This is a genomic window from Pseudanabaena sp. FACHB-2040, from assembly GCF_014696715.1.
In the GTDB taxonomy this organism is placed as follows: domain Bacteria; phylum Cyanobacteriota; class Cyanobacteriia; order Phormidesmidales; family Phormidesmidaceae; genus JACVSF01.
In genome coordinates, this window is the sequence record NZ_JACJQO010000007.1 from 42,421 (window position 1) to 61,374 (window position 18,954).

22 protein-coding genes are annotated in these 18,954 nt (G+C 52.8%); 7 read left to right on the forward strand and 15 right to left on the reverse strand.

Annotated features, from left to right (window positions below; all coding sequences use genetic code 11):
• Window positions 1-92: 92 nt before the first annotated feature.
• On the reverse strand, window positions 93-1,103 hold the full coding sequence (locus H6G13_RS11160; protein WP_190483294.1) for an EamA family transporter: 1,011 nt from the start codon (window positions 1,101-1,103) through the stop codon (window positions 93-95).
• Between the two features lie 339 nt (window positions 1,104-1,442).
• On the opposite strand from H6G13_RS11160, the gene sppA reads away from it, so the two are divergent.
• Window positions 1,443-2,333 carry a signal peptide peptidase SppA gene (gene sppA / locus H6G13_RS11165; protein ID WP_190483295.1) on the forward strand — a complete coding sequence of 297 codons (891 nt, stop codon included), beginning with the start codon at window positions 1,443-1,445 and terminating at the stop codon, window positions 2,331-2,333.
• Window positions 2,334-2,637: 304 nt separating this feature from the next.
• Complete coding sequence (gene aroH, locus H6G13_RS11170) at window positions 2,638-3,021, forward strand: chorismate mutase (RefSeq protein ID WP_190483296.1); 384 nt, start codon at window positions 2,638-2,640, stop codon at window positions 3,019-3,021.
• A 97-nt stretch (window positions 3,022-3,118) separates the two neighbouring features.
• Here aroH and H6G13_RS11175 read toward each other — a convergent pair whose 3' ends face one another.
• Together H6G13_RS11175 and crtR are read right to left on the reverse strand one after the other, a co-directional pair.
• Complete coding sequence (locus tag H6G13_RS11175) at window positions 3,119-3,346, reverse strand: hypothetical protein (protein ID WP_190483297.1); 228 nt, start codon at window positions 3,344-3,346, stop codon at window positions 3,119-3,121.
• Window positions 3,347-3,616: 270 nt separating this feature from the next.
• The gene (gene crtR / locus H6G13_RS11180; RefSeq protein ID WP_190483298.1) at window positions 3,617-4,507 is read right to left on the reverse strand and encodes a beta-carotene hydroxylase; all 891 of its coding nucleotides are present in this window, start codon (window positions 4,505-4,507) and stop codon (window positions 3,617-3,619) included.
• 289 nt (window positions 4,508-4,796) lie between these two features.
• Between crtR and pyk the strand changes: the two genes are divergently transcribed.
• Together pyk and H6G13_RS11190 are read left to right on the forward strand one after the other, a co-directional pair.
• Window positions 4,797-6,584 (forward strand): pyruvate kinase, encoded by a 1,788-nt coding sequence (gene pyk / locus H6G13_RS11185; RefSeq protein WP_190483299.1) that lies wholly within the window; start codon window positions 4,797-4,799, stop codon window positions 6,582-6,584.
• 275 nt (window positions 6,585-6,859) lie between these two features.
• Window positions 6,860-7,612, forward strand: a complete 753-nt coding sequence (locus H6G13_RS11190; RefSeq protein ID WP_190483300.1) for a metallophosphoesterase family protein — start codon at window positions 6,860-6,862, stop codon at window positions 7,610-7,612.
• On the opposite strand, the gene H6G13_RS11195 is transcribed toward H6G13_RS11190, so the two are convergent.
• The 3 genes from H6G13_RS11195 to bcp form a co-directional block, all read right to left on the reverse strand.
• The gene (locus tag H6G13_RS11195) at window positions 7,578-8,450 is read right to left on the reverse strand and encodes an alpha/beta hydrolase (protein ID WP_190483301.1); all 873 of its coding nucleotides are present in this window, start codon (window positions 8,448-8,450) and stop codon (window positions 7,578-7,580) included. The two genes, H6G13_RS11190 and H6G13_RS11195, sit on opposite strands and share 35 nt — an antisense overlap.
• A 64-nt stretch (window positions 8,451-8,514) precedes the next feature.
• Window positions 8,515-8,970 (reverse strand): NUDIX hydrolase, encoded by a 456-nt coding sequence (locus tag H6G13_RS11200; RefSeq protein ID WP_190483302.1) that lies wholly within the window; start codon window positions 8,968-8,970, stop codon window positions 8,515-8,517.
• Window positions 8,971-8,977: 7 nt separating this feature from the next.
• Window positions 8,978-9,442 (reverse strand): thioredoxin-dependent thiol peroxidase, encoded by a 465-nt coding sequence (gene bcp / locus H6G13_RS11205; RefSeq protein ID WP_190483303.1) that lies wholly within the window; start codon window positions 9,440-9,442, stop codon window positions 8,978-8,980.
• 236 nt (window positions 9,443-9,678) lie between these two features.
• Between bcp and H6G13_RS11210 the strand changes: the two genes are divergently transcribed.
• Window positions 9,679-10,716, forward strand: a complete 1,038-nt coding sequence (locus H6G13_RS11210; protein WP_190483375.1) for a hemolysin family protein — start codon at window positions 9,679-9,681, stop codon at window positions 10,714-10,716.
• Window positions 10,717-10,804: 88 nt separating this feature from the next.
• Here the strand turns inward: H6G13_RS11210 and H6G13_RS11215 are convergent, their stop codons facing one another.
• Both H6G13_RS11215 and H6G13_RS11220 read right to left on the reverse strand, forming a co-directional pair.
• Window positions 10,805-11,623, reverse strand: coding sequence for an inositol monophosphatase family protein (locus H6G13_RS11215; RefSeq protein WP_190483304.1), 819 nt, complete (start codon window positions 11,621-11,623; stop codon window positions 10,805-10,807).
• Window positions 11,624-11,637: 14 nt separating this feature from the next.
• Entirely contained in the window at window positions 11,638-13,104 is a 1,467-nt protein-coding gene (locus H6G13_RS11220; protein WP_199305854.1) for a BCD family MFS transporter, read from the reverse strand.
• Between the two features lie 249 nt (window positions 13,105-13,353).
• Between H6G13_RS11220 and H6G13_RS11225 the strand changes: the two genes are divergently transcribed.
• Window positions 13,354-13,581: a hypothetical protein gene (locus tag H6G13_RS11225; protein WP_199305855.1), complete on the forward strand. Its 228-nt coding sequence runs from the start codon at window positions 13,354-13,356 to the stop codon at window positions 13,579-13,581.
• 16 nt (window positions 13,582-13,597) lie between these two features.
• Here the strand turns inward: H6G13_RS11225 and H6G13_RS11230 are convergent, their stop codons facing one another.
• The 7 genes from H6G13_RS11230 to H6G13_RS11260 all read right to left on the reverse strand — a co-directional run bounded on the left by H6G13_RS11230 (window position 13,598) and on the right by H6G13_RS11260 (window position 17,608).
• Window positions 13,598-13,840 (reverse strand): ferredoxin-thioredoxin reductase variable chain, encoded by a 243-nt coding sequence (locus H6G13_RS11230; protein ID WP_190483378.1) that lies wholly within the window; start codon window positions 13,838-13,840, stop codon window positions 13,598-13,600.
• Between the two features lie 242 nt (window positions 13,841-14,082).
• The gene (locus H6G13_RS11235) at window positions 14,083-14,319 is read right to left on the reverse strand and encodes a hypothetical protein (RefSeq protein ID WP_190483305.1); all 237 of its coding nucleotides are present in this window, start codon (window positions 14,317-14,319) and stop codon (window positions 14,083-14,085) included.
• A 411-nt stretch (window positions 14,320-14,730) separates the two neighbouring features.
• Complete coding sequence (locus H6G13_RS11240) at window positions 14,731-15,141, reverse strand: hypothetical protein (RefSeq protein ID WP_190483306.1); 411 nt, start codon at window positions 15,139-15,141, stop codon at window positions 14,731-14,733.
• A 156-nt stretch (window positions 15,142-15,297) separates the two neighbouring features.
• The gene (locus H6G13_RS11245; protein WP_190483307.1) at window positions 15,298-15,504 is read right to left on the reverse strand and encodes a hypothetical protein; all 207 of its coding nucleotides are present in this window, start codon (window positions 15,502-15,504) and stop codon (window positions 15,298-15,300) included.
• Between the two features lie 138 nt (window positions 15,505-15,642).
• Window positions 15,643-15,945: a metalloregulator ArsR/SmtB family transcription factor gene (locus H6G13_RS11250; RefSeq protein WP_190483308.1), complete on the reverse strand. Its 303-nt coding sequence runs from the start codon at window positions 15,943-15,945 to the stop codon at window positions 15,643-15,645.
• Between the two features lie 255 nt (window positions 15,946-16,200).
• Entirely contained in the window at window positions 16,201-17,145 is a 945-nt protein-coding gene (era, locus tag H6G13_RS11255) for a GTPase Era (RefSeq protein WP_190483309.1), read from the reverse strand.
• Window position 17,146: 1 nt separating this feature from the next.
• Complete coding sequence (locus H6G13_RS11260) at window positions 17,147-17,608, reverse strand: secondary thiamine-phosphate synthase enzyme YjbQ (protein ID WP_190483310.1); 462 nt, start codon at window positions 17,606-17,608, stop codon at window positions 17,147-17,149.
• Between the two features lie 230 nt (window positions 17,609-17,838).
• Between H6G13_RS11260 and H6G13_RS11265 the strand changes: the two genes are divergently transcribed.
• On the forward strand, window positions 17,839-18,855 hold the full coding sequence (locus H6G13_RS11265; RefSeq protein WP_190483311.1) for a pentapeptide repeat-containing protein: 1,017 nt from the start codon (window positions 17,839-17,841) through the stop codon (window positions 18,853-18,855).
• Window positions 18,856-18,954 lie beyond the last annotated feature (99 nt).

Here is an 18,954-nt window from a genome sequence, read left to right on the forward strand (position 1 = left end):
TGTAGAGACGATAACCGCTTAGGTTTGGTCTTTGACCATCGCACCCTGTTCGAAAATTTGCAACGGTTAGAGCTTCAGCTAAAACGCTTCAACTAAGAGGCGCTGTCGGAGGGGGCTGACTTTGACCCCCAGCTCGCACTAATCTGGCGCAGATTGGCCAGCAACACCTCACGCTGATTGATGAAGTAAATGCTCATCAGGGTAAATCCTACCCCTACCCACTGCAGCGGGCTCAACACTTCTCCTAAAAAGAGATTGCCAAACAGCAGTGCAAATACTGGCGTCAGGAAAGTCAAAGCGCTCAGGCTCGTGAGATTGCCCTGAGCTGCCAAATAAAAGAACACACCATAAGCAACGGCGCTGCCAAGCACGGTTGAGTAGGCAATCGCCATCCAGTTAGACCAGCCCAAAGCCTGCCACTGCTGGGTTTCTCCCAAACCAGACAGCACAAACATGGGCAAGCCTCCAATGACCATATGCCAGCCAGTCGCGACGACGGGGTCAACATGGCGGCAAACATAGCGAATCATCACTGTGCCAACGGCCATTGAAAGAGCAGCCAGTAGCATCAGCCACTCACCCCGATTCATCAAAGCTTCTAGCAGCGTGCTGTCGCCTAACCAGTCCGTTTGGCCTGCCATTAAAGCTGTTAACCATTCATTGGGAATACCCAAAAGCGCAATCCCAAACAACCCTAAAGCCAGCCCTACCCAGCCCAACATGCCCACCTGCTCATTGAAGAGAAACCGGGCCATTAAAGCCACTGCCAACGGCTGAGAGTCAATCATGACTGAGCCTAAACCAGCCCCGGTTCGAACTAATCCCTGCGCTAAAAAGCCCTGGAAGAGGGCACCGTCAACTAGGGCAAAAGCACCAATCCAGAGCCAACCGCGCCAAGAAGACGGTTGAGGTCGGCCCATCCAAAGGGCTGCCAGCAGCACTAAAATACCCGCTGGCAGTAGCCGCACCCCGGCCAGAAAAAACGGTGACGTCAAAGGCATGACACCTTTCATTGCGACCATTGCTGTACCCCATAGAAAGAAAGGGGAAATCAGCAGCAGCGCATTGCGAGATGTAGGAGACTGACTGGCGTTGGCGTCCATGAAAAGAGGCGTTTTTCCTTAGGGAGTTTCGAGCGTTAAGAGAAGTCTTAGAAATATCTTTGTTTATCTTAAGGAATGTAAACGTAATTCGCACTACCGTTTCTTCTGTCTCTGCCTAAAGCGGCAGAGTCTTCACCTAAAAAGCGCGATCTGGGCGCTCGATACAATAGTTCGTGGCCCTACTCTCACCTTGAAAATCAACAGGTGTGGGAATCGCGCTGCCGCCAAGGGGGTTCTAACCCCGCACCCTGCACTTATTTCAGGGAAGATTGAAATGTTACGTCTCTTAGGGGGCTGGAACTCCTAAGGTTGAGCACTACTCCATAGCGTGTTTAGTTTATGATTTGGCCCTTCAAACCTCGCTTTCGCAAGTCTATTGCCCGTATAGAAGTCTCTGGTGTGATTGGCGCTCCAACGCGCAAGACGGTGTTGGAAGCGCTCAAAGAAGTGGAAGAGAAGAAATTTCCAGCACTGCTGTTAAGAATTGACAGCCCTGGGGGAACCGTCGGGGATTCTCAGGAAATTTACCAGGCGCTCCTGCGCTTGCGAGAAAAAGTCAAAGTCGTTGCTAGCTTTGGCAATATCTCAGCATCGGGCGGGGTCTATATCGGTATGGGAGCCGATCACATTGTGGCGAACCCTGGCACGATTACCGGCAGTATTGGGGTAATCTTGCGGGGTAATAACCTGGAACGCCTACTAGATAAAGTCGGAGTGTCTTTTAAGGTCATTAAATCAGGTCCTTACAAAGACATTTTGAGCTTCGATCGGGAACTGACTGAGCCAGAGCAGCAGATTCTGCAGGAGCTGATTGACGTTAGCTATAGGCAGTTTGTCAAAACGGTTGCCGATGCCCGCAAATTGAGCGAGGACACGGTTCGCACTTTTGCTGATGGTCGTATCTTTACCGGCGAGCAGGCCCTACATCTAGGGGTAGTTGATCGCTTGGGTACAGAGGAAGATGCTCGCCGCTGGGCTGCCGAACTGGTGGGCTTAGATCCAGAGAAGGCTGAGTGCCTGACTTTGGAGGAGCGTAAACCTGCTTGGCGCAAATTTCTGCCGGGGAACTCTAGCAGTCTGGGCGGGGGCGCTTACGCTGGCGGATCGAGGGAAGCTGGTGCTGGCAGCTATTTAGCTGGATTGAATGTGTCTACTGTCAATGCGACTTTGGACTGGCTCGATTTTGAGCGAACCACCAGTGGTCTACCGCTTTGGCTGTACCGTCCTTAAATCGGGTTAGGGTGTCTCCAGAAATGTCTTGCTAGGGCAGTCTATATCAAGTCCACTTCAGGAGCTGGAGCTTCTTTTTCTGGAGCTTCTCTTTAAAGCAAAACTCCAGTTACTGGCTTGGATAGAGATCGTTTGCAGCAGATCAGGTCGCTAAATTCTCAGAGGTGCCTGGCCGCAAATCTCGGGTGAGGGGAATCTTGCCTGATAGGATTGAACTGATGTCTTTCTACCGGCAGGGGCTGTCAAAAGTGCTGTTGGTTTGGTAAGAGAACTAGCAAGCTTAAGTAAACTGGAGGACTACAGCGTGGACTGGCGAGTTTGGGCAATTCGAGGCGCAATTACTGTGACTGAAAATTCAGAAGCTGCAATCGGAGAGGCGGTCACTGAGCTTCTAGATGCCCTGGAGACTTGCAACCAGCTGGATCCTAGCCACATTATTAGTGCAACGTTCTCGGTTACTCGCGACCTGGATGCGGTGTTTCCGGCTGCGATCGCACGTCGCCGCCCCCGGTGGGACTCTGTGGCCCTTCTTGATGTACAGCATATGCATGTTGAGGGCAGCCTGACGCACTGTATTCGCCTGCTGATTCATGCCCAACTGCCGGAAATGCAGTGTGAGGTGCAGCATGTCTACCTGCGTGCAGCGCGGGACTTGCGGCCCGATCTAGAAATTGCTCCAATTCACTAACGTTCGGGCTGCCTTAAGCTGGGTGCCGCAGAGACTAAAGATAAAAATCTGTGCCTTAGAGACGATGCCAGCAACGTCTCTAGGCATGAGTTTGGCTTTAGGCGCTTTTAACAACCTCGCAGACGACCTTGGTGCCTTTTAGCGAAGGCTGGTTCCACAGGTCGTAGTCCTTGGCAAAGCTGACAAAAGCCCGGAGTAAGTACTCATCCTTAAATGAGAGAACAATGCTTTCCTGAGCGTCACACCAGCGAATGCTGCCGTATTTGCGAGTGATGTTTTTGACGTATTCAGGTAGAGACAGGACGAAGTTGAATTCTTGGTGCATGAGTACTAACTCCTAGCCTTTTGGAACCGGACGAGGGGCAGGCCTTAAGCTTGCCCAGAAAAATAACCTCCTAAACAGCGTCTCAGATCAAGCTCATCCGGAGAAATGCAGGATTGGGTCGATTGAACCTCTCTAAAGAAGAACCCCTCCATCTGAGATAGGTGGAGGGGTTCAAAGCTTATGAAATCAGAAAAATTGAAAGATTTAGGCGGAAATTGTGAAAAAGGTCTTTTGACGCAATAAATTAATCTAACTTAGGGTAGAAAAAACCTACGACTTAGGGTGGAAGCGAATGCCTAGGAAGACGTCGTAAAGAAAGCTAAAAAAGTCTTTTCCCTGAAGCAGGCCTAGAGACTGGGGTGACCCTTTGGAGTCTAGTAGGGGCTTCATGACCTCATAAGCAGGCTTGTACTTGTACCAGGGTATGGAGGGCCAGAGGTGATGCACCAAGTGGTAATTCTGCCCCATGATCAAAATGTTGAGAATAGCTCCTGGATAGACCCGAGCGTTTTTCCAGCGATCGCGATCTTGGAAAGGGCGGTGAGGCAAGTAGTCAAAAAATAGGCCTAAGGCAATGCCAACAACCAAGGCAGGTGAAAACCAGAAATTGAAGATGTAGCCGAGAAAACCAAATTTCCAGGAAGTGAGAACTAGAGAGACGACGATCAAGCGAGCCAAAAGCCACTCAAGCAGCTCTAGATCACGCCAGAGACGACGCTGGAAAAAATAGATCTCGTGGTAAAAGAATCGGGCTGCGATTAGCCAGAGGGGACCGCCCGTCGAGACAAAATGGTCTGGGTCGTTTTTGGGGTCGTTCACATGGGCATGATGCTGCAGATGAACTCGCATGAAAACGGGAAAAGAAAATCCCAGGATCAGCGCACTCCCATGACCCAGGGCTGTATTAATAGCCCGGTTACGATGTGCTGAATTGTGAGAGGCGTCATGTATTACCGTGCCTGCCAAATGCAAAGCCAGCACGTTCATACAAAATGAGCACCAATCCACCCAGTGCCAGAAAAAGTAGCCTACTGTCGAAGTCGAAATAAGCCCTACTGATACGAGAAACATCAGCAGATTAGGGCTGAGACCGCCCTCCGTCTTAAGCAATTCGGAGGGAACTGTTTTGGGTATCGTCAGAGGCTCGGCTGCCGCCGACATGTTGTACGCTCCTACACACCTGTCTTTGGTAGTATACGTTACGGCGCAGCAGTAATAAAGTTTTGTGAAACTTGCTCATTTCACGAGGCCTGGGAGGCGCGAAATCCAGGCTAACTATTTCTTTATTCTCGCTGCAAAGGGTTCAGTCAGGACGATTAATGGTCAGCAGGAGAATCTGCGATCGCACAATCGTGCTAGTATCCCTGTTGCCTTTGTTTCAGCCAAATCTGAAAATTTCTTTAGGTCACTTTCCATCTGGCCCCATCCTCTTGTCCTCGCCATGACGCTTATGCAACTGCGAACCGCCCTGCGCCGTACCAAAATTGTGGCTACTATCGGGCCTGCTACCCAGGAGCCTGATGTCTTGCGGGCGCTGATTGAAGCCGGGGCCACTACCCTACGCCTAAACTTCTCCCACGGTACCCACGAGGATCACCAGCGTAATATTCGTCTGATTCGTCAGCTCTCTTTTGAACTCAACCAGCCTGTTGGCATTCTGCAGGATTTACAAGGTCCTAAGATTCGCCTAGGCCGATTTGAGCATGGGTCGATCCAGCTGCAAAAGGGCGATCCCTTCACCCTGACCAGTCGCCCGCTCACAGGAACTCAGGACATCTCTTCTGTCACCTATGACCGTCTATCAGACGAGGTGCCAGCAGGCTCCACCATTCTGCTAGACGATGGTCGGGTGGAAATGGAGGTGGTATCGGTAGATCCGGACCAGCAGGAGCTGCACTGCCGGGTGGTGGTGGGCGGCATTCTCTCAAACAACAAAGGCGTCAACTTTCCAGGAGTGTATCTGTCGATTAAGGCGATGACCGATAAGGATCGCCGGGATCTGGTGTTTGGCTTGAACCAGGGCGTCGATTGGGTAGCGCTGAGCTTTGTGCGAAATCCCCAGGACGTCTTGGAGATCAAGGAATTGATTGCCAATGCCGGTAAGCAGGTGCCCGTCATTGTCAAAATCGAGAAGCATGAAGCCATTGAGCAGATGGAGTCGATTTTGTCTCTGTCGGATGGAGTTATGGTGGCTCGAGGTGACCTAGGGGTTGAACTGCCGGCAGAAGAAGTGCCCATTCTGCAAAAGCGATTGATTGAAATTTCTAATCGGTTGGGCATTCCTGTCATTACGGCAACTCAGATGCTCGATAGCATGGTGAGCAATCCCCGCCCGACTCGGGCAGAGGTGTCTGACGTGGCCAACGCCATCTTGGACGGCACTGATGCTGTGATGCTCTCAAACGAAACTGCGGTGGGTCGTTTCCCAGTAGAGGCTGTGGCCACGATGGCGCGAATTGCCCTGCGGGCTGAGCAGGATGCCTCTCCCCGATTGCTGGGTGAGACCTCAGGGGCTCGCTCTATTCCCAACGCCATTAGCCAGGCAGTGAGCAAAATTGCCTCTCAGCTCAATGCCTCGGCCATTATGACCCTGACAAAAACTGGGGCTACAGCTCGCAACGTCTCCAAGTTTCGTCCCCGCCCGCCAATTCTGGCGATTACGCCCCATGTAGACATTGCTCGACAGCTACAGTTAGTCTGGGGGGTCAGGCCGCTGCTGGTGCTGGATCTGCCCTCAACCAGTCAAACCTTTCAAGCAGCGATGAATGTAGCTCAGGAAAAGGGCCTGTTAAGGGAAGGCGATTTAGTCGTCATGACGGCTGGTACGCTGCAGGGCGTTTCTGGCTCGACCGATCTGATTAAGGTTGATATAGTAACGGCTGTTTTAGGACGGGGTGTGGGCATTGGCGAGGGCTCTGTCAGCGGTCGCGCTAGAGTTGCTACCAGCGGTCTAGATGTCAGCAATTTCAATCCTGGTGAGATTCTAGTGGTGCCTCGCACCAGCGCCGATTTTGTAGATGCTATTCGGCGAGCGGGCGGCATCATCACAGAGGATGACAGTCTTACGGGCCATGCGGCGGTCATTGGCCTACGGCTGGGGGTGCCTGTTATTGTCGGGGTTAAAAACGCAACGGAGATTATTCGAGACGGCACCATTTTGACGCTAGATACGCGGCGCGGGCTGGTGTATTCGGGGGCCGTGGGACCTATGAAATCTGAAACGGCGGTAACGGTTTAACCTGGGAGTGGCTTTTGCTAAGCGTAGAGACACGATTAATCGCGTCTCTACGCTTTTTTGCGGCATATTTAAGGCCATTTGGCAGGGCTGGCCTGAGACACGGAAAGGCGGAGAAAACTTCACTAAAATGCCACGGCTGTAGAAAGACTTTGTTCATCGCTCAATGCTTTTTGAAGGACAGGGCATAATAAAAAATACCGTCGTGAAATTACCTGCACTCGCTTTTCAAGCAGGTTGGTCTACGTGTTCTCCTGTTGTAAGCCCCGGACAATTAGATGCCCCGCCGAATTTTTATTGGAGATGTGCACGGCCATTATGACGGTCTTATGCGTCTTTGGGATGCGATCGCACCGGCTAGCACCGACCAGGTCTATTTTGTCGGCGACCTGATCGATCGGGGGCCAAAAAGCGCCCAGGTGGTCAACTTTGTCCGTAAATACGCCTATGGCTGTGTGCGGGGCAACCATGAACAGCTTTTGCTAGACTCTTTTGTCGGCGGCAACGTCAATCTGCCAACCCTACAAGGCTGGCTCCATAGTGGCGGGCAGGCTACCCTGTCGAGCTATGGAGGCTCGGCGGAAGCGCTAATGGACCACATTGACTGGCTTCGTCGTCTGCCGCTCTACATCGACCTCAACGACATCTGGTTAGTCCACGCTGGAGTCAACCCCAAACTCGACATTGCCAACCAGAGCAGCTATGAGCTGTGCTGGATTCGCGACACGTTTCACAGCAGTGAACAGCCCTACTTTGAAGACAAACTGATTCTCACTGGCCACACGATTACCTTCACCTTTCCCAACATCAAGCCAGGGCAGCTGGTGCAGGGGCGGGGCTGGCTCGATATTGATACTGGCGTTTACCATCCCCGCAGCGGCTGGTTGACTGCTCTGGACTGGGATAACTGTAGGGTTTACCAAGTCAATGTGTTTGAACCCGAGCTGCGGGTACGCACCCTCAGTGAAGCTGTCACTCATATCGCCCCTGAGCAGATCAAGCGCCGTCAGCGAGATACGGTGAGTAGGTAGGGGTTGGATCGCCCCTCTGGTGTGTTTCTGCGATAAATGCGCTTAATGCCATTGCGGTAGGCTCCAAGGCTAGTCCCCAGGCCGTTTCGTCGCTGGGTAAGCTGATGAGTTCGGTCGTGGGCAGCGATCGGATAAAGGCTTTGCCCAACGCCTCACTGATGGGCGTGAGCGTTTCTGACACCAGCAGCGCAACAGGCATTCTCAGCTGAGCGAGTTGAAATTGAACCAGCTCTCTCTTGATCTCAGCCGTGCGCCGCTGAAAGACTGTGCGGCAAGCGGCAGGACAAGCCCTCAACTGCTGTCTGAGAGCAAAGACCCGACGCAGCCAGAGCTGGCCGCCCAGCAGCCGAATTAAGGGGGCACAGGCTTTAACCACAACGGCAAAGGGGGAGCAGCCTGCTAGCAGGCGATGTAGCCGCCAGCGGTGCCGATCAAGCGTAGGCTCTAGCCCCTCAGGTTCGAGGACAATTAACCTCTGAACTAGGCCGGGGTACTGCAGGGCAAACTGAGCTGCTACCCAGGCCCCCAAGGAATGACCCACTAAACAACAGCGAGAAATGCGTAAACTCTGCAGAAAGACGGCCAGCGTGTCTACCTGCAGCTGAATAGAATAATGGCTCTGATTTCCTCTAGATTCGCCAAACCCTAAACAGTCGGGGGCAATACAGTGAAAATCGTTGCTTAGCACCTGCATCAGCGGTACCCACTGCAGGCTGTCTTGCCAGGTGCCGTGCAAGAAGACTAGGGTTTCCCCCTGCCCGACTTCATGCCAAAACAGCGTACCTGAGTTGAGCTTCAATCGCCCTGTACGGACATTTGGATCTCTACTGATTTTCATGTGCAACCTGTGGGTAGATACCAGTCGGGAGCGGCAGAGTGGCCCCAAGGAGGTGGGTGTTGGCCTAAGCCAGCACAGTCTCTCCCCTGAGATAATCCTGCAGCTGGCGACAGTGATCGTGGGAAAGGGTTTCCTGCAGCGCCATTTGCGTTGAGAAGGCTTTGATATCGAGAATCTCACGGGGGTCGGCAATGCGGGGAGTGCCCTCGACACGGGTTGCGACGGCCACGCAAATAGAGTGAAAGCGAGGATCGCGGTTTGGGGCAGAGTAAACGCCTACAAGTCGCTCAATAGCAATAACCGTTAGCCCGGTTTCTTCCATCAGCTCTCGCTGAGTAGCTGTAAGCACATCTTCGCCCCAGTCAATTAAGCCACCGGGCAAGCCCCATTGTCCGGTATCCCGGCGGCGGATCAGAACAATTTGACCGTCTGGCAGTACAGGGATAACGCAAGTTCCCAGCAATGGCCGCTTGAGAATTAGCCCCAGCAATGTCTGAACGGAATACCAGAAGTAGCGCATAGAGTACCTAGAGGGCTGCTAGGTCGGCCAGAATCTCATTGGCATGAGTTTCGGGTTTGACCTTGCGATAAATCTTTTCAAGGGTGCCGTCAGGCCCAATGACAAATGTGCTGCGGCTAATGCCTATATACTCTTTGCCCATAAACTTTTTCGGGCCATAGCTCTCGTAGGTGCTGGCAACCTCTCCGCCTGCGTCGATCAGCAGCGGAAACGGTAGGTTGAATTTAGTGGCGAACTTGCCATGGGACTTGGCATCGTCAGTACTTACCCCCAGCACAGCCACATCTTTGCTTTGGTAGGTGTCGTAGGCATCTCGAAAGCCACAGGCCTCCTTGTTGCAGCCAGGGGTATTGTCGCGGGGATAGAAGTAGAGGACAACCCGCCTGCCCCGAAAATCGGCCAGACTGACGGGGTTGCCCGATGCATCGGGCAAGCTGAAGTCTGGGGCGGGATCTCCGATCTGTAATGCCATTGCGATCGCTCTGTAAAATGCCTGACGATTCAACATCTTAAAAATTGTAAGCGACACCCAGAGCAGTTTATAAATCTGCCCTGTTACCGCAGCAATTGAAACAGCAGAACGCTATCATCACACCATAGTGTTGCTGTTGGTCTATCTTCCCCATCCCTTTGCTAAGTTTTGCTCTGCTGTTCCCCTTTGACCTGCTGGCCCAGGTCACGCTGCAACCGCTGCTTGGCACGGTTGGCATGGATATTACAGTGCTCTTTCTGCTGCTGGGTCTCTCTGCCTTTTTCTCAGGCTCGGAAACCGCTATTACCTCTCTTGACAACCTGAAACTCAGGGCCCTGATTCAGGAAAAGGGAGATCCGACTGGGGTGTTTTCCCTGGTGCTCAAAAGCCGCACCCGTTTTATTACTACGCTGCTGGTTGGCAATAACCTGGTCAACAACCTCTCAGCGATCTTAACCAGCAACCTTTTTGCCTTCTGGTTTGGCAGTGCGAGCGTAGGTCTAGCCGCAGGCGTTGTAACGCTGCTGGTGCTGATTTTTGGGGAGATCACGCCTAAATCCCTAGCTATTCAAAACACGATTCCGTTCTTTACCTTTTCTGTCCGTCCGATATACCTGTTGTCTAGAGTGCTCACTTGGCTGGGCGTGATTCCTTTGCTAGAGACTCTAACGCAGGCCGCAATCCGCAGCTTTCAGACTGGGGCATCGCCGCCGACCGAATCGGTCAAAGACCTGCAGCTTTTGATTGAGGTGTTGGGTGGACGGGGGCATCTCGATCTGTACCGCCATCAGCTGCTGAATCGGGCGCTGCGGCTAGATCGGGTGATGGCCAAGGATGTGGTCAAGTCCCGCCTAGATATGCAAACCATCTCCTATGAGGCATCCCTGACAGATCTGGTTAACCTCTGCCTAGAAACGGGCTATTCTCGCATTCCGGTGCAGGAAGTGTCTAAAGATGAGATTGTCGGTGTAGTTCACCTCAAGCGGGCACTCCAGGAGCTGAGCCAACTCCGAAAGACGGGCCAAACCGACGGGCCGATTCTCACGGCAATGGATGCTCCAGTTTATATCCCGGAGGTCAAGCCTGTAGCCAGTTTGCTCAAGGATATGCTGCAGCAGCATTTTCATATGGCCATTGTGGTTGATGAGTATGGCGGTACCGTCGGGTTGGTGACCCTGGAAGACATTCTGGAAGAACTGGTGGGGGAAATTTATGATGAAAGCGATTTCCCCTCGCGGCTGGCAGCGAACCGGGCTCGTCTGGTGGCTCGATGATTTTGAGGGCAGAAGGTGAAGGGTAGAAGGTTGAGGGCAGAGAACAGAAAGAAGTAGGGATGGAATAGATCAATCTCAGTCTTAATCTTTACTCTTGACTTTTTACGACTGACTGAACTAAGGGCTGAAACGTATCAACCCACTTAGTCTGGCTGCTGGCTAGGGTAGGGTAGGAATGCTGAGCGTAGTTTTTGCCGACTGTTAGGGGGAATAGGGGGGCGTTATTTAGGGCTGTCCAGTGGCCGCCCGCTGCCTGCACAATGGCCCAAACTGCGGCGATATCCCAGATTTTGGGGGTTGCTTCTACGGCTCCTAAGGTGTAGCCTGCGGCTACGGTCAGCAGATTATAGGAGGCGACGCCCAGCATGCGAATTTTGCAGGGAAAGGGGTGGGCCAAAACTCCGGTGCTGCGGGCACAGAGGCTAAAGAACTGATTTTTGCCAGGGGCTGCAGGACTAGTGTGAATGGGCTGACCATTGAGGTAAGCTCCGGTAGGGCTGTTTAGGCTAGATTGACCCGGCCAGTACCCGTGAAACGCCTGCTGCAGCGGCGGGATATAGACATAGCCAAATACCGGCGTTCCTCGGTAGAGCAGCCCTAGAGAAATGGCCCAGAGGGGAATGCCTCGCGCGAAGTTGGTGGTGCCGTCGATGGGGTCAATAATCCAGCACCAGTCGCTGTCTGGAAAGACGTGGGCGACTTCCTCACTCAGCACACCGTGATCAGGAAAAGTCTGCTGAATCGCTGTTCTTAAAGTTTCATCGGCCCAACGATCGGCGGTGGTGACTAGACTGCCATCGTCTTTTTCTTCAACTTTGGCTTGGCCCAATGTCTGCAGCAGGTGCTGACCGACGCTCAGCGTAGTGTCTTGGGCGAAAGTGAGAACGGTCGTCCAAAAGTCTGTCATGGTATCAGGTTCTACTAGTCCATATCGCTTTGGAGAGCGGCTGCGATCGCATCTTTAGCATTAGCCTGAAACTCCTGAATATTGACCCGACTCAGCAAAAAGATTGCCAAAATCATGCCCGCTGCCTGGGTCAAAAACACTAGCGCATAGGCGGGCAAGAACTCACCCTGGGCTGCTGCTGCCCCTGATACATGGAAATTTCTGACCAACGTTTTACCTAGGTCTAGCAGACCACCGCCGAGAACCGTAGCGCTGCCTCGAGCAATCGCTTGAGCCAGCCCCCAAGCGCCGATAAACGTTCCTGCCGTTTCAGCTACAGTCAAGTCCAGCATTAACACAATGGCCCCTAGTGTCAGCACGCCCGAGGCAATGCCAAAGCAAAAAACCGCTGTCATGAGCAGGGCGGGTTGCCCGGTTATGCCCGATAGGCTCAGCAGCACCAGACAAATTGCAGCCCAGACACAGCCCAAAGTCACGGTGCGCTTCTTACCGATGCGAGGCACCACAAAAAAGCCTGTGAAAATAATCCCCAGCAGGGTGCCCATGCCAAAGGCAGCATTGAGCTGAGTGGTTTCTGCAATCCGCATCCGGAAAACTTCACCGCCATAGGGTTCTAAGATGGCATCCTGCATGAAAAGACTCAGGCTCAGCACCAGCAGAAAGGTGAAAAAGAGCCCGGTCTGGCGGCTGGCCGTGAGAATTTTCAGGGCACTGCCCAAAGTAATGCTGTCCTCCCGATTCGCCAGAGAAGACCGTCTGCTGAGCCGCGAGTATTTCTTCTCAATGCCGTAGGTGCTGATGAAAGCCAGAAAGCAGACCACCGCTGGCGCAACTATAAAGAGTCGATTAATTGAGGCTCGCACTTGCTCTAGCGGCGCATCGAGGGTGATAGGCCGCAGCACAATGGTGGAGATAATCACGCCGGTAATAATGCCCACCATTAGCATGGCCCAGCCGATGCCTACTAGCCGAGAGCGGCTGCTTTCATCAGAAACATCAACGAGCAGAGCGGTAAAGGGCGTAGAGGTAGCGCTTAGGGCTAGCCCATAAATCGCAAAAACGACTGCCAGCAAACCCACCCAAGGGTAAGCCTGACTGCCCCAACCCACAGTTTCAACACTGTTGCCCAAACGCCAGACGACCTGTACTGCGATAAAGGAAGTCAGGGCCACAGTTGTAATCCCGAGCCAGATATAGCCACTGCGGTGATAGCCAAACAGAGGTTTGGAGTCAGAGAGCTGGCCAAACCAGACTCGCGCTGGTGCCATAAATTGATGTACCGCGATCACCCCAGCCGCGATCAGGGCAGGCACCTGCAGTTCCTCAATCATGACCCGGTTTAAAACACCGAGGGTGAGCAGGGACATAATGCCCAGCCCCATATTAAAGACGCCCAACCGCAGCATAGTGAGGGTGGTTAAATCTGGCTTAGCGTCGTCTGGGGGCGCTCCGAAGGTGGGGGGCAGATCACGGGTAGTCATGGTCTTGCACTGCTTCATAGGGCACTAGCAGGGAACATGGCCTGGGTCAAAACATACGCTCTTAACCCGCAGGTATGGCCCCTGCTGTTAATCAGCATATCGGTTGAAGGAGACCTATGGCTGCTGTTGCCCTTACCTCCTAATCAGGAAAGCCCAGACAGGAAAGCTATGATAAATAAACCTAAGGCAGGTCAGTGCTGGCCCATCTGGTCTACCTTCTTGATGTGTTTCCCTGACAAGGTTGCTTTCATGCTGGAATCCGTTTCCTCCCCTTTTCAGATCCCTGCTCAAAATGCAATTGAGATCTTGCAGGTGCATCAAATGGCTCAAGACTTCCGCAGGGAAGTGGAGTGCCGGGAGCAGTTTGCCGCCTATTGTGATTGGTACGACCGGACTGCCCTGCAGCATCAGCAGGAATGGGCTGCTATGCAGAAAGATGTGCAGCTGCGGGGCTATTTTAGGAGAAACCGCTCCTAAAGGCTGTGGTTAAACCCTAAGACTCAACAGCTTCTAGCTCGTCTTTTCGCAGGTGCGCCTTGAAAGGTCGTTTGGCCCCTTCTACCTGAAACTCAACATGAACGGGAAAGTTGGCGCTGATAGGGCGGCCTTGATAATCAGAGAGAATTTTCACAATCACTCCCTCCATACCCTTAGCATCAAAGGCTTGGTTCCGATGGAGCGGGTGGTGGTAGAAAACAACAGAGTCTTTAACGCGGACGCGATCGCCAATATTCATATTCACACAGTCGCCTCAGAAGGCCCCACCTGAGTCTGGGTGAGCAGGCCAAATTTTCTAAAATTTTGCAACCCTACTATCTTTGCATAGGTTGGTCCCTGCTCTGCATCGGAACCCCTGAGGTTGGCTATGGAGAGGCGATGAATAGGTTGTGTAGAGGCTAACTTAGGGCAGCAGGCACAGAGACAATCCTTAGATTGACTCTATTTTGACAAGCTGGCCTAGAAAGTACCTAGCGGAGTTTAAAAAGCGCGCAGCACTAGCTGATCTACTCTTTGCCCGCCTAGAGCCTGCACCCGGTAAGTAACGTACCCCTGAGGGTCGGTAGGAGCAGCGGCTAGGTGCCCCTGCCATCTGAGGTAGTGAATGCGGCTAAAGGGCGCTGAGACGATCCGGTAACAGTGAGACCATCCCGGCATATAAATCACATCATTGGGTTCGAGTAGGGCACCGGCCCGATGGGGAGAAAAGGGTTTCATTGTCGTGAGTGACTGGATAACCAGCCTTGAGCGTTTGATTAAACTGTCTGATCAAACTGTAGCTTCAGATACAGAAGAAAGTCAGTCCCTATGGTCAGGGTTTCAAGGCTTTCTTGCGAAGCGTAAACAGAGATTTGATCAGATCTATTTCTATAGTGCGTATTCAGCACCTGCCCTGCCTCTGTCGGGCGGTGTCTGCCATTTGAGAGGTTTGTCTTCTCGAATGCAGTTTGCGGGGAGGGCCTCTGAGGCAGGACTAGGCGGCATACGGCCTGTTGAATCTGATTGGCCTGCACGTGTTCTATAGCTAGACACAAGCCTTAAGACGCAGGCAAAAGCTGAGCAACAAACGGCAGTCGCTAGGTTGAAACCCCTAAGAATCAAGGCTGGCAGGGTGGCGTAAACAAACCCTTAGTCTTCTTCAATCAGCTCGCTCACTTTGGCATACATAGCGGCGATGGTCGGATCGTGCTGCACGGCGATATGGTAGCGCTCTCGCAGGGCGGTGCCGGTGGCTGAGGTCTGGAGCAGGCTGCGCGCTTCTTGCAGGAGCTCTGTCGCTTTTTCAGGGGGTTGAGGCTTTTTTGACATCAGCACTTCATCGATCTGGACGATGAACTGGGAAATGGGCCTGAGCCAGTTGAACCACTCATGGCTAATTACTAGCTGGAAGTACTCTCCCTTGGTTCGGATAGGGCCATTGGTTTGCTCATAGCTCTCGCGCTCAGCTTCAAGCAGTGCTTTATGGAGCTTCAGCAGAATGGGTCTGAGTTCTTGGAGGCGTCGAAAAGCCAAATCGGACGAAAAGTTACCGGCTGTCATTCACAAATATTCGCAAACTCTCCTCTCACCTTTCCATTTTTTTTGGCCCTTTTCAAGCAGGCTCTACTCGTTTAAGGCAACTCTACTTGCTGCCAGGAATTAAGAGATGCGTATATTGGGGAGAGGACTGCTGCCAGCCGCTTTAAGGCTTCAGGGTTAGCGCAGACGCCAGCGCATCAGCCCGCCTAACGAGAGCGCTTCGAGCGCAAACTGGAGTTCGACGGGGGAAATGGCAAAGCCCCAGGCAAATGCGATCGCACCCGTCGAAATTAAGGCAATCTGATAAACCTCTTCGGCAATTTTGAAGCCCAGCCAGATAATCACAACCCCCAGGCCAATCAGAATCAGATGAGAAAGAATCATGGCGTGTTCCCTATCAGCTTGAAGATATCTGTAATTAGAAATATCGAACACTGTCGATATACTTGGCCAGGATATTTAATAAGTATAAATACATATTAGACGTAAAACCTACAGAACGGGCTCAGATTTATAAATGCCTTAGAGGTCGTGAGCCAATCGATCGGCCAGATCAGAGAATGCCTGATCAATCCGACGGTAGTAGGTCCACTGACCGTGGCGGGTAGATTTGACCAGCCCGGCCTCTTCCAGCATGGTCAGGTAGTGGGAAATCGTGGACTGAGCCAAACCAGCCTTCTTCTGAATCAGGCTGACACAAACGCCTTCGGCTTCACTGTAGCCTTCCCCCGGTGCCGAGAAGTGAGTGCCCGGATCTTTAAGCCACTGAAGAATTTGCAGTCGAGTTTCGTTTGCGAGAACTTTGAAGATGTCTTTGGTATCCATATTTAAACACTATATCGATAAAAACCGATATGGTGCCTTGCACCCCCTGTACTGCTACCGCAAAGGTCTTTAGTCGCAAGAAACTCAGCTCCACCGCACTTACCTGATCCCCAAGCTGCGCGGCTACCCGGCTGCGATCGCAAGCCGCCGCCAAAACCCGATGTCCTTTGGCCGCTAGTCCCAGCGCTGCAGGCCGATTGACAATTAGTGGCCCCAATAACCAGAAAGGTCTGAGGCTTCACGCCGCTTTGCAAATCACTCTTCAATCCGATAGCCGAAGTCGTTTAGCTGATTGCGAGACTGCCGCCATTTGGGCACGACTTTGACAAAGACTTCTAGATAAACCTTGCCCATGATCAGCTTTTGAATCTGCTCTCGGGCAGCGGCCCCAATGGTCTTCATCATGCTGCCCTGCTTGCCGATCAAAATCCCTTTTTGGGAATCGCGCTCGACGTGAACCGTGGAGAGAATGCGGGTGATGGTCTTATCTTCTTCTACCCGATCAATGGAAATGGCAACGGAGTGGGGTACCTCTTGCCGGGTGTGCAGCAAGATCTGCTCTCGAATCAGCTCACCCATAATAAAGCGCTCGGGCTGATCGGTGACTAGATCAGGTGGGTAGTAGTAGGGACCTGGCTCAAGCCGCTCAATCAAACCCTGAAGAAGCGGCTCCAGCCCTTCTCCAGTGAGTGCCGAGAACTTAAACAGGGGCCAGCCCTGCTCTGCGGCCAAAACCTCATAGCTCTGGTTAAGCGCCTCGGCCTGCTCTGACTGCTGATCGGTCTTGTTGATGCCTAAGACGACGTTGGCTCGATTGTGCCTCAGCAATTCGACAATAAACTCGTCGCCTCGTCCAGCGGTGACGGAACCATCGACAACGAGGAGGGTGAGATCGACAGATGCGATCGCAACCCGCGCATTTTGCACCAAAATTTTGCCCAGCTCATGCTGCGGCTTGTGAATGCCCGGCGTATCAACAAAAATAATCTGCGCTTGAGGCGTCGAGAGAATGCCCCGCAACCGGTTGCGAGTGGTCTGGGCGACAGGCGAAGTAATGGCAATTTTCTGGCCGATCAGCGCATTCATCAGCGTCGATTTGCCCACATTGGGCCGCCCCACAATGCCCACAAAGCCCGAGCGAAACCCTTCCGGTGGAGTGGGGATAGCGTCAAATCCGATGACGTTAAGTTCGTCAGCCATTCTAATAACCAGTCACGTGGACAACGACTTCTCTGGCCGATCCACGCGCCCTGTGTTCCCAGAGATAAAGCCCTTGCCAGGTACCAAGAGCTAGCCTGCCGTCCACTACGGGAATACTTTCTGAAGTGTGGGTGAGTACCGAGCGGATGTGGGCTGGCATGTCGTCGGGGCCTTCCGTGCTGTGAATGTATGAATTGTCTTCAGGCACCAGTCGAGACAGAAAATTCTCCAGGTCTTTCAAAACATCCGGATCAGCATTCTCCTGAATGATTAGGCTGGCAGAGGTGTGGCGGATAAAGACCGTACACAGCCCCGTTTGAACGCCCGACTCACTCACCACCTCCTGCACCTTGTTGGTAAAGCGGCCCAGCGATTTGCCCTGCGTCTGAATCTTCAAAATCTTCTGGTGGTGCTGTGGAGTTGCCGGGGCAGCGTTGGCGCTACGGGTGTTGGTAGGGGTCATCAAATTGCCTCAGAAGTGCGGAGCGGAGCGTGTGAGATTCCTGTGGGAAATTCCTATTGTCGCAGATTGTCGCAGACGGCCTGTAATGAGGCAGCTTTGCCCAAGCTTTGCCCAAGCTTCGTTTAAGCTTTAACGACCGATCGCAAGCAAAATCTGCGAATTTGGGCATTTTAAATTCAAGTTTACCGAGGCGCTCTTAGAGCCACATGTGCAATCCGGAGCATCTTACTGTGCTACGCCAGGGTGTGACTGCCTGGAACCATTGGCGAGACGCGGCCATTGGCACTAACGATACGCCCGTCTCAAACCCCAAGATTGACCTGCGAGAAGCCAGCCTAGATCACATCCAGCTGCCTCAGATTGACCTAAGGGCAGCAGATTGCTGCATGGCCGACCTGCGCCATGCTGATCTTAAAGGGGCCAATCTGCGGGAAGCTCTGCTCTATACAGCTGATCTAAGCGGTGTAAATCTGAGTCAAGCCATCCTGACTGGGGCCGATCTCCGCGAAGCCCAACTGCAGCAGGCCCAGTTAGATGGAACAGTTTTGGACGCAGCCACCCTGGTGATGGCCAACCTAGAGCAGGCCAGCCTGCGGGAGGCCCATCTATGCGGTGCCGACCTGAGAGAAGCCTGCTTGCGCCAGGTAGACGGCTGCATGGCTGTTCTGCAGAATGCTCACCTCAATCAGGCTGATATGCGAGGCATTGTGCTCTATACCGCTGATCTCAATCAGGCCAACCTCAAACAGGCACAGCTCTATCAAGCCGACTTGCGGGAGGCCAACTTTAACCGAGCCAATCTACAAGACGCTGACCTGCGAGAAGCAAACCTGAGCGCCGCTTCATTCTGCGTGGCTAACCTGGTAGGTGTATCTCTCCATAAAGCCAACCTAGAAAATACAGTCCTCAGTTTGGCTAATTTGTGCATGGCTAATATGAGCCAAACCCAACTTAGTCATGCTGTTTTGATCGGGGCAATTTTGATCAGTGCCAACCTCTACGAGGCCGATGCACGACAGGCCAACCTGTCAGAAGGCGACCTGCGAGAGGCGAGCCTGAACAAAGCCAATTTATCCGGCGCAAATCTACAGCGGTGCAACCTGCAGCGGGCCAACCTGCAAGAGGCGAATCTAGAGGGCGCGAATTTGCAGCAGGCCAACCTACAACAGGCAAATCTGTGGAATGCCAACCTTCAGGGAGCCAACCTCACAGGAGCCATCATGCCCAACGGCAAGATTCATGACTAGAGGCGAGGAAGCCTGCCCTCTGCCCTCTGCCTTTCCACACAACCTCTACTCAAAAGAAAAAGGCTCTAAGGAAAAACCTCAGAGCCTCGGAATCAGGGT

Bases quoted from the DNA above. Each gene is read 5' to 3' on its own strand.
- H6G13_RS11160 (WP_190483294.1), bottom strand. From the start codon at position 1,103: ATGGACGCCAACGCCAGTCAGTCTCCTACATCTCGCAATGCGCTGCTG.
- sppA (WP_190483295.1), top strand. From the start codon at position 1,443: ATGATTTGGCCCTTCAAACCTCGCTTTCGCAAGTCTATTGCCCGTATA.
- H6G13_RS11175 (WP_190483297.1), bottom strand. From the start codon at position 3,346: ATGCACCAAGAATTCAACTTCGTCCTGTCTCTACCTGAATACGTCAAA.
- crtR (WP_190483298.1), bottom strand. From the start codon at position 4,507: ATGTCGGCGGCAGCCGAGCCTCTGACGATACCCAAAACAGTTCCCTCC.
- pyk (WP_190483299.1), top strand. From the start codon at position 4,797: ATGCAACTGCGAACCGCCCTGCGCCGTACCAAAATTGTGGCTACTATC.
- H6G13_RS11190 (WP_190483300.1), top strand. From the start codon at position 6,860: ATGCCCCGCCGAATTTTTATTGGAGATGTGCACGGCCATTATGACGGT.
- H6G13_RS11195 (WP_190483301.1), bottom strand. From the start codon at position 8,450: ATGAAAATCAGTAGAGATCCAAATGTCCGTACAGGGCGATTGAAGCTC.
- H6G13_RS11200 (WP_190483302.1), bottom strand. From the start codon at position 8,970: ATGCGCTACTTCTGGTATTCCGTTCAGACATTGCTGGGGCTAATTCTC.
- bcp (WP_190483303.1), bottom strand. From the start codon at position 9,442: ATGGCATTACAGATCGGAGATCCCGCCCCAGACTTCAGCTTGCCCGAT.
- H6G13_RS11210 (WP_190483375.1), top strand. From the start codon at position 9,679: ATGGATATTACAGTGCTCTTTCTGCTGCTGGGTCTCTCTGCCTTTTTC.
- H6G13_RS11215 (WP_190483304.1), bottom strand. From the start codon at position 11,623: ATGACAGACTTTTGGACGACCGTTCTCACTTTCGCCCAAGACACTACG.
- H6G13_RS11220 (WP_199305854.1), bottom strand. From the start codon at position 13,104: ATGACTACCCGTGATCTGCCCCCCACCTTCGGAGCGCCCCCAGACGAC.
- H6G13_RS11225 (WP_199305855.1), top strand. From the start codon at position 13,354: ATGCTGGAATCCGTTTCCTCCCCTTTTCAGATCCCTGCTCAAAATGCA.
- H6G13_RS11230 (WP_190483378.1), bottom strand. From the start codon at position 13,840: ATGAATATTGGCGATCGCGTCCGCGTTAAAGACTCTGTTGTTTTCTAC.
- H6G13_RS11235 (WP_190483305.1), bottom strand. From the start codon at position 14,319: ATGAAACCCTTTTCTCCCCATCGGGCCGGTGCCCTACTCGAACCCAAT.
- H6G13_RS11240 (WP_190483306.1), bottom strand. From the start codon at position 15,141: ATGACAGCCGGTAACTTTTCGTCCGATTTGGCTTTTCGACGCCTCCAA.
- H6G13_RS11245 (WP_190483307.1), bottom strand. From the start codon at position 15,504: ATGATTCTTTCTCATCTGATTCTGATTGGCCTGGGGGTTGTGATTATC.
- H6G13_RS11250 (WP_190483308.1), bottom strand. From the start codon at position 15,945: ATGGATACCAAAGACATCTTCAAAGTTCTCGCAAACGAAACTCGACTG.
- era (WP_190483309.1), bottom strand. From the start codon at position 17,145: ATGGCTGACGAACTTAACGTCATCGGATTTGACGCTATCCCCACTCCA.
- H6G13_RS11260 (WP_190483310.1), bottom strand. From the start codon at position 17,608: ATGACCCCTACCAACACCCGTAGCGCCAACGCTGCCCCGGCAACTCCA.